10 protein-coding genes are annotated in these 12286 nt (G+C 72.2%); 3 read left to right on the top strand and 7 right to left on the bottom strand.

Annotation, left to right across the window (positions count from 1 at the left end):
• Positions 1-22 precede the first annotated feature (22 nt).
• A complete protein-coding gene (locus CP980_RS19930; protein WP_132757434.1) occupies positions 23-442 on the top strand; it encodes an SsgA family sporulation/cell division regulator in 420 nt (139 codons plus the stop codon).
• Between the two features lie 92 nt (positions 443-534).
• Here the strand turns inward: CP980_RS19930 and CP980_RS19925 are convergent, their stop codons facing one another.
• The gene (locus CP980_RS19925; RefSeq protein WP_150528743.1) at positions 535-2736 is read right to left on the bottom strand and encodes an MMPL family transporter; all 2202 of its coding nucleotides are present in this window, start codon (positions 2734-2736) and stop codon (positions 535-537) included.
• A gap of 111 nt (positions 2737-2847) precedes the next feature.
• Complete coding sequence (locus tag CP980_RS19920; protein ID WP_132757438.1) at positions 2848-3438, bottom strand: TetR/AcrR family transcriptional regulator; 591 nt, start codon at positions 3436-3438, stop codon at positions 2848-2850.
• Between the two features lie 197 nt (positions 3439-3635).
• Between CP980_RS19920 and CP980_RS19915 the strand changes: the two genes are divergently transcribed.
• Entirely contained in the window at positions 3636-6944 is a 3309-nt protein-coding gene (locus CP980_RS19915) for a S41 family peptidase (protein ID WP_150528742.1), read from the top strand.
• Positions 6945-7061: 117 nt separating this feature from the next.
• Here CP980_RS19915 and CP980_RS35205 read toward each other — a convergent pair whose 3' ends face one another.
• The 4 genes from CP980_RS35205 to CP980_RS19900 all read right to left on the bottom strand — a co-directional run bounded on the left by CP980_RS35205 (position 7062) and on the right by CP980_RS19900 (position 10657).
• Positions 7062-7235 (bottom strand): hypothetical protein, encoded by a 174-nt coding sequence (locus CP980_RS35205; protein WP_165937297.1) that lies wholly within the window; start codon positions 7233-7235, stop codon positions 7062-7064.
• A 76-nt stretch (positions 7236-7311) separates the two neighbouring features.
• Positions 7312-8205, bottom strand: coding sequence for an SDR family oxidoreductase (locus CP980_RS19910; RefSeq protein WP_132757442.1), 894 nt, complete (start codon positions 8203-8205; stop codon positions 7312-7314).
• Positions 8202-9134 (bottom strand): alpha/beta fold hydrolase, encoded by a 933-nt coding sequence (locus tag CP980_RS19905; protein ID WP_132757444.1) that lies wholly within the window; start codon positions 9132-9134, stop codon positions 8202-8204. The genes CP980_RS19910 and CP980_RS19905 overlap by 4 nt, the downstream gene beginning before the upstream one ends.
• Positions 9131-10657 carry a flavin-containing monooxygenase gene (locus CP980_RS19900; RefSeq protein ID WP_150530283.1) on the bottom strand — a complete coding sequence of 509 codons (1527 nt, stop codon included), beginning with the start codon at positions 10655-10657 and terminating at the stop codon, positions 9131-9133. The genes CP980_RS19905 and CP980_RS19900 overlap by 4 nt, the downstream gene beginning before the upstream one ends.
• A gap of 148 nt (positions 10658-10805) precedes the next feature.
• On the opposite strand from CP980_RS19900, the gene CP980_RS19895 reads away from it, so the two are divergent.
• On the top strand, positions 10806-11486 hold the full coding sequence (locus CP980_RS19895; protein WP_099891695.1) for a MerR family transcriptional regulator: 681 nt from the start codon (positions 10806-10808) through the stop codon (positions 11484-11486).
• Here CP980_RS19895 and CP980_RS19890 read toward each other — a convergent pair.
• A complete protein-coding gene (locus tag CP980_RS19890) occupies positions 11468-12271 on the bottom strand; it encodes an exodeoxyribonuclease III (RefSeq protein ID WP_150528741.1) in 804 nt (267 codons plus the stop codon). The two genes, CP980_RS19895 and CP980_RS19890, sit on opposite strands and share 19 nt — an antisense overlap.
• Positions 12272-12286: the final 15 nt, after the last annotated feature.

The raw sequence follows: 12286 nt of genomic DNA, 5'->3' as shown, positions 1-12286 counted from the left end.
TTCCGATTCGAGGAGTCTTGTCGTGTCAGCCACCGCCGAGAATCCCCCCGCGGCCGCAGCCGCCACCGCCGTCGCCACAGCCGTCGCCGCCGCCGTCGAGGACCGCGTGACCGCCCGCGTGATCAGCGACGACCCGCTCTTCCGGAAGATCCCGGTCGCCCTGCGCTTCGCCCCCGCGGAGCCGCTGGCCGTACGGATCGTCTTCCCCGCCGGGCTCTCCCCCGAGGGCACCGAGAACGAGTGGGTCTTCCCCCGCGCCCTCCTCGAAGCGGGCCTCCAGGCGCCGACCGGCACCGGCGACGTACGCATCTGGCCCTGCGGCCGCGTCCAGGCGGTCGTCGAGTTCCACTCCCCCGAGGGCGTCGCGGTGATCCAGTTCGACATCGCCGCGCTGCGCCGCTTCCTGCGCCGTACGAACGCCGCCGTCACCCGGCAGGCGTAACGGACCCGCACGGAATGCGGGACCGGACCCGAACGGGACCGGCCCCGCACCTGTGATCAGGTGCGGGGCCGGTTCTTCGGGAACCCGACGGGTCAGGCGTTGACCAGCTCGCGGTCCTTGTCCGGACCCTCCGAGGAACCGGCGGAGCCTTCGAGGTGCTTGCGCAGGCTCTCGCCCTCCACGTCCACGTTGGGCAGCAGCCGGTCGAGCCAGCGCGGCAGCCACCAGGCCTTGTGGCCGAGCAGCGCGAGCACCGCCGGGACGATCGCCATGCGGACGACGAAGGCGTCGAAGAGGACGGCGATGGCGAGACCGAAGCCGATCATCTTGATCATCTGCTCGCTGGCCCCGATGAAGCCCGAGAACACCGCGATCATGATGACGGCGGCCGCCACGACCACCCGCGCGCTGTACTGGAAGCCGGTCACGATGGCCTGGCCCGGGCGCTCGCCGTGGACGTACGCCTCCCGCATGCGGGTGACGAGGAAGACCTCGTAGTCCATGGCCAGGCCGAAGACCACGCCCACCATGAAGATCGGCATCATCGACATGATCGGACCGGTCTGCTCCACCCCGAAGAGCGAGCCGAGCCAGCCCCACTGGAAGACCGCGACGACCGCGCCGAGGGCGGCGACCACCGAGAGCAGGAAGCCGAGCGCCGCCTTGAGCGGGACCAGGACTGAGCGGAAGACCACCATCAGCAGCAGGAAGGCGAGGCCGACCACGAGCGCCAGGTAGGGCAGCAGCGCGTCGTTCATCTTCTGCGAGAAGTCGATGTTCATCGCGGTCGCGCCGGTGACGAGGACGTCGTCGCCGCTGCCGTCGCGGATCGTGTGGACCAGGTCCTCGGTCTGCGCCGAGGACGGGCGGTCCTTCGGGATGACCGTGATCACCGATGCGTCCCCGGCCCCGTTCGGGGCCGGCGGCATGACCGCGGCCACGCCCTCCAGGCCCTTGATCCGGGCCTCGGTCGCGTCGGCCAGCTTCTTGTCGCCGTCGACGACCACCATCAGCGGGCCGTTGAAGCCCGGGCCGAAGCCGTCGGACAGCAGGTCGTACGCCTTGCGCTGGGTGGTGGAGACCGGCTGGGCGCCGTCGTCGGGCAGGCCCATCTCCAGCTTGCTCGCGGGGATCGCGATGGCGCCGAGGCCGAACACGCCGACGAGCAGGACCATGATCGGGCGGCGCAGGACGAAGCGGGCCCAGCGGGTGCCGCCGTTGGCCTTGGGCTCGGCGTCGGCCGGCTTGCCCTTGCCGAACAGCTTGCTCTTCTTGCCCGCCGGCAGGACCTTCTTGCCCGCGAAGCCCAGGATGGCCGGGACCAGCGTGAGGGCGACGAGCACGGCGATGACCACGGTGCCCGCGGCCGCGAAGCCCATCTTCGTCAGCATCGGGATGTTGACGACGGCCAGGCCCACGAGGGCGATGACCACGGTGAGACCGGCGAAGACGACCGCGGAACCGGCGGTTCCGGCAGCGCGGCCCGCGGCCTCGTCCCGCTGATGGCCCGCGGCGAGCTCCACGCGGTAGCGGGAGACGATGAAGAGGGCGTAGTCGATGCCGACCGCGAGCCCGATCATCATCGCGAGCGTGGAAGTGGTGGAGCCGAGGTCCAGCACGTTGGCGAGGGCGGTGATCGAGGAGACGCCGATGCCCACGCCGATGATCGCGGTCAGCAGCGGCAGCCCGGCCGCGACCAGCGAGCCGAAGGTGATGACGAGGACGATCGCCGCGATCAGGATGCCGATGATCTCGCCGGAGCCCGTCTCGGGGGCCGTCATCAGGGCGTCGCCGCCGATCTCGACGGTCAGCCCGGCGGCCTGGGCGGCGGTGCCGGAGTCCTTGAGCGCGTCGCGCGTCTCGTCCTTCAGCTCCATGCCGCTGACGGTGTACTTGACGCTCGCGTACGCGGTGGAGCCGTCCTGGCTGACCGCGTGGGTCTCGTACGGGTCGGCGACGGAGGCGATCTGCGCCTTGCCCGGACCGTCCTTCAGGCCGGAGACGATCTTCTCGACCTCGGCCTTGTTCTTCGGGTCGTCGATCTTGGAGCCCGCGGGCGCCTTGACGACGATCCGGGCGGTGGCGCCGTCGGCGGCCATGCCCGGGAACTTCTTGTCCAGCACGTCGAAGGCCTTCTGGGCCTCCGTGCCGGGTATCGAGAACGATCCGGAGGTGGGTGCGGAGGCCGTCGCCGCGCCGAAGCCGGCGGCGAACAGCAGCGCCACCCACAGGAGGGCGACGAGGCCTCGGCGCCGGAAGGCGCCCCTGCCGAGTCGGTAGAGGAAGGTAGCCACGGAGGCGGTTCTCCCGTTCAGGTCGTGGTGGATCCGGACGGATCAGGGCGTGGAGAGCCGGCCCGACGACGAGAGCGGCGTGTCAGGAGCAGCAGGAACGAGTCGCGGGACTCAGACGCCGAGGGCGGGGAAGACCACGGCGTCGATGAAGTGACCGAGGAAGGCGCGGTCGACGGACCGGTCCTCGATCAGCGGGAGGGCGATGAACGCCCCGATGAGCATGTGCGGTACGAAGGCGACGGCCGGACAGTCCGGGGCGATCTCTCCCCGGTCGACGGCCCGCTGCAGGAGCGCCTGGAGACCGGTGATCTCCGGGTCGACCAGCAGTTCGCGCAGGGCCTTGTGGAGCTCGGGGCTCTCGTGGACCGCATGGGCCAGACCCCGCATCAGCGCGGTGTCCTTCGCCATCTGCGCATCGTCGGAATGCTGGACCATCAGGGCGAAGTCCCCGCGCAGGCTGCCCGTGTCGATCTCCCGGAGGGACATCGGCTGGGTACAGCGCAGGGCCCTGGCGACCAGCTCGGGCTTGCTCCCCCACTGGCGGTAGAGGGTGGCCTTGCTGGACTTGGTACGGGCGGCGACCGCGTCCATGGTCAGCGCCTCGTAACCGACCTCGCGCAGGAGGTCGAGGACCGCCTCGTGGAGCTCGGCCTCCCGCTCGGGGGTGATCCGGCTGCGCCGCGACGAGACTTCTTCGGGCATCTCCGGCACCTCCCTTGCGAACGAAACCGTTTCGTACACCCATGACGATACCCCCGACCCGAACGAAACGAAACCGTTCCGTTTCGTTCGGGCGAGTGGCATCGGTCACCCCACGGGTCACCCCTCGTGCGACCCGCCGCGGGCATGGATCACCTGTACGAGTTGCCAGCCCCCCTTGGCGCGGAAAGCATTGTGGGGTGAGTCACGACGGCGCGTACCTCCGCTTCCCCCACCTCCACGAGGATCTGCTGTGCTTCGCGACCGAGGACGACCTCTGGGTCGCCCCGCTGGTCCCCGAGGGCGCCAGCCCCGGCCGGGCCTGGCGGATCACGGTCGACCGGACCCGGGTCGGCCACCCCCGCTTCTCCCCCGACGGCCGGCACATCGCCTTCACGACCTGGCGCAGCCTCGACCCGGAGATCCACCTCGCCCCGGTGGACGGCGGTCCGGCCCGCCAGCTCAGCTACTGGGGGGCCACCGACACCCGCGTCTGCGGCTGGACCCCGCCCGACAAGGAGGGCCGCAGCGACATCCTCGCCGTGTCCTCGCACGGGCAGCCCTTCTCCTACTACGCCTGGGCCTACAGCGTGCCGACCGACGGCTCGCCCGGCGGCAGGCTGCCCTGGGGGCCGGTCTCCGACATCGCCGTCCACGACGAACCGGGAGGGGAGCGGCGCACCCTGCTCCTGACCGGAAAGCCCCCGCACGAGCCCGCCGCCTGGAAGCGCTACCGCGGCGGCGCCATGGGCCGGTTGTGGCTGCACGGCGAGCGGCTGCTGGAGCACATCGAGGGCCACCTGGACGCCCCGATGTTCGTCGGCGGCCGGATCGCCTTCCTCTCCGACCACGAGGGCATCGGCAACCTGTACTCCTGCCTGCCCGACGGTACCGACCTGCGCCGGCACACCGACCACGAGGAGTTCTACGCCCGGCACGCCTCCAGCGACGGCTCCCGCGTCGTCTACCAGTGCGGCGGGGACCTCTGGCTCGTCGACTCCCTCGCGCCCGAGGCGTCCCCGCGCCGACTCGACGTCCGCCTCGGCGGCCCCCGCGCGGGCCGCCGTACGTACCAGGTCCCGGCCGCCAGCCACGTCGACTCGCTCTCCGTCGACACCACCGGCCGGGCCAGCGCCGTCGTCGTCCGCGGCAGCCTGTACTGGCTCACCCACCGCGACGGGCCGGCCCGGACCATCGCCGACACCCCGGGCGTACGGGTGCGGTTGCCCGAGATGCTCGGCAGCAGCGGGCGGGTCGCGTACGTGACGGACGCGGAGGGCGAGGACGCGATCGAGATCGCCTACCTGCCGCGGGCCTCCGGGGACCGGGAGCCGCGCCGGCTGGCCTCGGGCGAGCTGGGCCGCGTACTGGAACTGCTCTCCGATCCGGACGGGGAGCGGCTCGCGGTCGCCTCCAACGACGGGCGGCTGCTGCTCATCGGCGTCTCCGACGACGAGGCCGGCGCCCCGGCGGACGAGGAGGGAGGCAGCGGGGTGACCGAGCTGATCCGGTCCATCAACGGGCCCGTCACCGACCTTGCGTTCTCGCCCGACGGGACGTGGCTGGCCTGGTCGCACCCGGGCATCGGACGTTCGCTGCGCCAGATCAAGATGGCCCGGATCGCCGGCCCGGGCCCGCGCTCCGTCGTGGACGTCACCAACGGCCGGTTCGAGGACGAGAACCCGGTCTTCACCCGCGACGGCCGCTACCTGGCGTTCCTCTCGTGGCGCGGGTTCGACCCGGTGTACGACGTGCACACCGGCGACCTGTCCTTCCCGCTGGGCTGCCGCCCGTACCTGGTGCCGCTGTCCTCGGCGACCCCCTCGCCGTTCGCGTTCACCCCCGACGGGCGCCCGGCGGCGGGCGGACTCGACCCGGGCGAGGGCGAGTCCGGCGAGGGCGAGGGCGCGGTCATGGTGGAGGTCGAGGGGCTGGAGAGCCGCGTCACCCCGTTCCCGGTGACGGCGTCGAAGTACTCGGCCCTGTACCCGGTCAGCGGCGGCGGGCTGGTGTGGCTGCGCTGGCCGATCTCGGGCGCGCTCGGCGAGACCTTCGCCAACCCGACCGACACCAGCGGCAAGCCCACCCTGGAGCACTTCGAGATCACCAAGGCGCGCAAGAGCGAACTGGCCTCCGGACTGGACTGGTTCGCGGTCAGCGGCGACGGCACGCGGCTCGTCATCAACGACGAGGGCGATCTGCGCGCGGTCCCCTCGACCGAGTCCGGGGACGGCGACTCCACCGTCTACCTGGACCTGCGGCGCATCCTGCACGAGGTGGACCCGGCCTCCGAGTGGCGCCAGGCCTTCGAGGAGGCCGGCCGGCTGATCCGCGCGTACTTCTGGGAGCCGGACATGTGCAACATCGACTGGGACGGGGTGCTGCGCCAGTACCGCCCCCTGGTCGAACGGGTCGCCACGCCCGACGAGTTCGCGGACCTGCTGCGCGAGGTGCTCGGCGAGCTCGGCACCTCGCACGCGTACGTGGCCCCCGCGCGCCGCAACGAGGGCCCGCCGCACTACCACCGTCCCATCGGTCTGCTCGGCGCCAACTTCGTGCCCCGCGAGGAGGGCTGGATGCTCGCCCGGATCCTGCCGGGCGAGTCCTCCGACTCCAAGGCCCGCTCCCCGCTCGCCGGCACCGGCATCCGGGAGGGAGCCGTGCTCACCCACATCGACGGCCGGCCCGTGGACCCGGTGGCCGGGCCGTACCCGCTGCTCGCGGCGGCGGGCGGCACCACGGTCGAGCTGACCTTCCAGCCGGCCGAGGGCGAGGGCAGGGCCCGGCGGGTGGCGGTCGTGCCCCTGATCGACGAGCGGCCGCTGCGCTACCAGGACTGGGTCTCCAAGCGGCGCGCGGTGGTCCGGGAGCTCAGTGGCGGCAAGTGCGGCTACCTGCACATCCCGGACATGGGCGGCTCGGGCTGGGCGCAGTTCAACCGGGACCTGCGGATGGAGATGTCCCGGCCGGCGCTGATCGTGGACGTGCGCGGCAACGCGGGCGGGCACATCAGCGAGCTGGTGGTGGAGAAGCTGACCCGCTCGATCCTCGGCTGGGACCTGACGCGCAACGCCCAGCCGGTCAGTTACGCCTCCAACGCGCCCCGCGGTCCGATCGTGGCGCTGGCCGACGAGGCGACCTCCTCGGACGGGGACATGATCACGGCGGCCTTCAAGCTGCTCGGGCTCGGGCCGGTGGTCGGCCAGCGCACGTGGGGCGGGGTGGTCGGGATGACCGGCCGGCACACCCTGGGCGACGGCACGGTGATCACGGTGCCGATGAACGCCGCCTGGTTCCCGGAGTACGGCTGGTCGGTGGAGAACCACGGCGTGGAGCCGGACCTGGCGATCCTGCGGACCCCGCTCGACTGGGCGGAGGGGCGGCACGCGCAGCTGGACGACGCCGTGTTCCTGGCGGTGGAGCTGCTGGAGCAGGAGCCGGCCGCGGTGCCGCCCGGGTACGCGGACGTACCGGACCTGAGGCGTCCGAAGCTGCCGCCGAGGCCGTAGGGCGCCTGCCGCGGCAACACGGGGAAGGGGCGCGGCCTGTGCACTGCACGGGCCGCGCCCCTTCCTCACTTCCGAACTGCCGAACTTCCGCGACGGACTCCGGTCGAACTCCGGGCGTCAGAAGTCCCAGTTGTCGTCGAGCTCGTCGTGGACCTTTTCCTTCTTCTTCTTGGCCGGCTCGGAGGCGTGCGCACCGCGCTGGGACGCCTCGTCCTTCGCACTCCTGCCGGCCTGGTCGGCCTTGTCCTTGAGCTCGCGCGCCTTGTCCTGGAACTGGTCCTTGATGCCCATGCTGTTCACTCCTGGAGGGGTGTAGGGGACCGGGCTGCGACCAGATTTGCACGAGCGGACAAAGCTCGCATTTCGATCAATGACGCTCCGTGGCCGACGTCCGTTCCTTCTCGTCGGCCGCGCCCCCGGCCCCCACGAGCCCCCGGGAGACGCTCGCGAGCCGGGGCTCGAAGCGCTTCATCTCCCGCTGCCCGACGGTCGCGATGATCCCGGGCAGGTAGCCGCGCACGCCCTGCATCCCGCGCAGCCACCACTGGGCGTACACGTGCGGCGAGCGCCGCTCGATGCCGGCCACGATCCGGTCCACCGCCGGGCCCAGCGGGTACGTGCGGTTCGCCGGCCACGGCAGCCGTCCGCGCAGCTCCCGCATGACCTCGTCCTGGTCGGCCCCGCGCACCATGTCGGTGTCGGTCCAGGAGAGGTAGCCGACGCCCACCTTGACGCCCTTGTGGCCGACTTCGGCGCGCAGGCAGTGCGCGAAGGCCTCGACGCCCGACTTGGAGGCGCAGTACGCGCTCATCATCGGCGCCGGGGTGATCGCGGCGAGCGAGGCGATCTGGAGGAAGTAGCCGCGGCTCTCGGTGAGTACGGGCAGGAAGGCGCGGGCGGTGACCGCCCCGCCGATCAGGTTGACCTCGATGACCCGGCGCCAGGCCTCGGGGTCGGAGTCGGCGAAAGGCCCGCCCGCGGCGACGCCCGCGTTGGCCACGACGAGGTCGATCTTGCCGAACCGCTGCTTGACCTCCTGCGCGACGCGCGCCATCGCCTCGTGGTCGGTGACGTCGGCGTGCCAGTGTTCGCTGTCGGTGTGCAGCCGTTCGGAGACCTCCTTGAGGGCCTCCGGCTCCAGGCCCACCAGCGCCACCTTCGCGCCGCGGGCGGACAGCTTGCGGGCGAGGAGCTCCCCGACCCCGCGGGCCGCGCCGGTGATGACGGCGACCTGGCCTTCCAGACTCCTGCTCGCGCTCACGGCGTCGTCTCCTTCAGTTCGTCGGTCACGTGCGTCAGGTGGACGGTCAGCTCGCGTATGGCGCCGGTGACCGCCTCGGGGGCCTCGATCGGCGTCATGTGCCCCATGCCGGTCAGTTCGGTCAGCCCCACGCAGCGCGGCAGCGCGGCGGCCAGCCCCCGGGCGTGCACGATCGGGGTGAGCCGGTCGTCCTTGCCGCCGATGACGGCGGTGGGCACGGTGAGCGCCGCGAGGTCGGCCTCCAGGTCCAGCCCGGCGAGCACCGCGGACCAGGCGTGGCGGACCCCGGTGGGGCAGGCGTGGACGATGCGGGCGCAGGCCTCGACCTTGTCGGGCGCGGACCCGGGGCCCATGGTGGCGTACTTCAGCACCCGTTTGGCGAGGGGCGTGACGGGCCCGAGGGGGGCGCGCGCCCCGAGGACCGCGCCGGTGATACGGGTCCGTACGCGCCCGGGGCGCAGGGGCACGACCAACGATTCCGCGACCAGCCGGGCGCTGCCGGTACTGCACAGCAGCGCGGCGGCGGCGTGCTCGGCGAACTCCGGCCGCCCGGCGGCGGCCATGATCGTCATGCCGCCCATGGAGTGCCCGGCGACGACCGCCTTCTCCCCGGGGGCCAGGGTGGCCCCGAGGACGGCGACGAGGTCGTCGGCGAGGGCCCCGGTGGCGTACCGGGAGGCGGCGGGGCTGCGCCCGTGCCCGCGCTGGTCGTAGGCGATGACCCGGTGGTCGCGGGCCAGCTCGCGGATCTGCGCGGCCCAGAAGGCGGTGGAGCAGGTCCAGCCGTGGGCCAGCACCACGGCCGGCGCGCCCTCGTCCCCGTGCTCCTCCACGTGCAGCCGGGCCCCGTCGGCGGAGACCGCGACCAGCTCCCGCCGGGCGGCGGGCGGGGCGTAGCGCCCGGAGGTGACGTACGCGGTCCGGCTCACGCGGCGCCCTCCGCGTTCCCGGCGCCGGCGGGGACCCGCTCGGGCCGGTCCTCCCGGAGCCGGATGACCTCGTACTCGGACAGGTCCACGCTCCGCGTCTCCTTGCGGAACTCGCCGGTCGTGCCCGGCCAGACCGTCGTGTTGCGCCCCTGCGCGTCCAGGTACCAGCTGGTGCAGCCGCCGGTGTTCCAGACGGTGCGCTCCATGCGGGTCTGGACCTGCCGGTTCCACCGGTTCACGGCCGACGGCCGGGCCGCGAGCGCGACCGGTCCGCCGAGCACACTGAGCTGGCGCAGGTAGTCCGCCATGTAGTTCAGCTGCGACTCGATCATCAGGATCATCGAGCTGTTGCCGAGCCCGGTGTTCGGCCCGATGATCGTCATCCAGTTCGGGAAGCCGGCCGCCGTCGCGCCGCGCAGCGACTGCATCCCGTCCTTCCAGTGGTCCGCCAGCGTCCGGCCCTCGGCGCCCACCACCCGGTCCGCGATGGGCATGTCCGTGACGTGGAAGCCGGTGCCGAAGACGATCGCGTCGGCCTCGGTCTCCGTCCCGTCGGCGGCGACCAGCGTGTTGCCGCGGATCTCCTGGAGCCCGGAGGCGACCAGGTCCACATTGGGCCGGGCCAGCGCCGGGTAGTACTCGCTGGAGAGCAGGATCCGCTTGCAGCCGATCCGGTACGAGGGCGTCAGCTTGGCCAGCAGCTCCGGGTCCTTGATCGAGCGCGCCATGTTGGCCTTGGCCAGGGATTCGATGAGCCCGAGCTGGTTCGGCCGCTTGGTGAAGGCGCTGACCTGGAGCTCCCGGATCCCCCACAGCAGCCCGCGGCGGGCCGCCCGGGTGAACGGCAGCTGGCGGTGCAGCCAGCGCTCGGCGCCGCTGATCGCCCGGTCGGTGCGCGGCATCACCCACGGCGGGGTCCGCTGGAACAGAGTGAGCCGCCGCACGTCGGGCGCGATCGCCGGCACGATCTGGATGGCCGAGGCGCCGGTGCCGATCATGGCGACGCGCTTGCCGCGCAGGTCGTAGTCGTGGTCCCAGCGCGCGGAGTGGAAGACCTTGCCGGGGAACGCGGCGAGTCCGGGGATCTCCGGCATCTTCGGGTCGGACAGCGGCCCGGTGGCGGAGACCACGACGTCGGCGGTGAGCTCACCGGCCGCGGTCTCGATCTCCCACCTCAGCCGGTCGGCGTCCCAGCGCATCATCCGCACCTCGGAGTTCAGCCGCACGTGCGGGCGCAGCCCGAAGGTGTCGGCGACGTGCTCCAGGTAGGCGCGGATGGCCGGCTGCCCCGAGAAGGTCCGCGGCCAGTCGGGATTGGGCGCGAACGAGAACGAATAGAGATGGGAGGGGACGTCGCACGCGCACCCGGGATAACTGTTGTCCCGCCAGGTCCCGCCCACGGAATCGGCCCGTTCCAGGACCACGAAGTCCGTGATCCCCTCGCGCCGCAGCCGTACGGCCGCGCCGAGTCCGCCGAACCCGGATCCGATCACCGCCACGCGTACGTGCTCGCGCCCACCCATGCCACCGCTCATGCCTGCCGCCTTCCGCAGCCCCACAGCGCAACACTGCCAGCAATCACTGGCACAATCGGGAGAGTAGAGCAGCTCCGTACTCATGGGTAGAGGTCGCGCCCGGAAAGTTACTGTCGGTACGCCATAGGCTGCGCCTGTGGACGACACGGAAGCGGGGACGACAGTGCGTGAATACCGTACGGAGGAACTGGCCGAGGCGGCCGGCATCCCCGTCCGCACCCTGCGCTTCTACCGCGAGCGCAAGCTGCTCCCGCCACCGCGCCGCGAGGGCCGGATCGCCTGGTACGACGAGCACCACCTGGCCCGGCTGCGCACCATCGCCGCCCTGCTGGAGCGCGGCCACACCCTCGGCGGCATCGCCGAGCTGACCGCCGCCTTCGAGAACGGGCGCGACGTCAGCCAGCTCGGCGAACTGCTCGGCATCGGCTGGTCCGAGGAAACCCCCGTACGGCTGACCCCGGAGGCCCTCGCCGACTACTTCGAGGGCGAGGTCACCCCGGAGAACCTGGCGGCCTCGCTGGACCTCGGCTACCTCGCCACCGACGGCGACGAGATCGTCCACGTCAGCCGCCGCCTGCTGGACGTCTCCTCCGCGCTGGTCCGCGAGGGGGTCCCGCTCGCGGCGGTGCTGGAGACCGGCCGCCGGGTCCGCGAGCACGCGGACGCCATGGCGGCCCTGTTCACGGAGCTGATCTCCGCCCACCTGTCGCAGGAGGCCCTCCCCCGGCTGCGCCCCCTCGCGAAGAGCGTGGTGGAGGCGGAGCTCACGATGGCGATGGACCGCCTGCTGGCCTCGGCTCAGGACCCCAGTTCGTAGACCACGGTCACGGGCGCGTGGTCGGACCAGCGCTCCGGGTGCGTCTCGGCCCGCTCCACGAACGCCTTCACGGCCCGGGCGGCCAGGCCCGGGGTCGCGACCTGGAGGTCGATGCGCCAGCCGGCGTCGTTGTCGAAGGCCCGGCCGCGGTAGGACCACCAGGAGTACGGCCCCTCGGTGTCGGGGTGCAGGCTCCGTACGACGTCCACGTACCCGGCGGTGTCGTACACCTGCCCGAGCCACTCCCGCTCCTCGGGCAGGAAGCCCGCGTTCTTGCGGTTGGTCTTCCAGTTCTTGAGGTCGGCTTCCTTGTGGCAGATGTTCCAGTCACCGCAGACGACGACCTCGCGCCCCTCGGCGGCGGCCCGCACCTTCAGCTCGGCGAGGTAGGGGAGGAACTCCCCCATGAACCGGTACTTCTCGTCCTGCTTCTCGGTCCCGGCCTCACCGGACGGCAGGTAGAGGCTGGCGACGGTGACCCCAGGAAGGTCCGCCTCGACGTAGCGCCCGCTCGCGTCGAACTCGTCGCTCCCGAACCCCACCCGCACGGCGTCGGGCTCGCGCCGCGTGTAGAGCGCGACCCCCGCCCGGCCCTTGGCGGCCGCCGGCGCGAACACCGTGTGCCAGCCCTCGGGCGTGCGGACCTCGTCCGGAATCTGCCCCTCCTCGGCCCGCACCTCCTGCAGGCAGACCACGTCGGCGTCCGACCCGGCCAGCCACGGGGAGAACCCCTTCTTGGCGGCCGCGCGGATCCCATTCACATTCACGGAGGTCACAGTGAGCATCCCCGCACCCTAACG

The organism is Streptomyces vinaceus, assembly GCF_008704935.1.
In the GTDB taxonomy this organism is placed as follows: domain Bacteria; phylum Actinomycetota; class Actinomycetes; order Streptomycetales; family Streptomycetaceae; genus Streptomyces; species Streptomyces vinaceus.
This window is presented reverse-complemented; position numbering and strand designations above follow the sequence as displayed.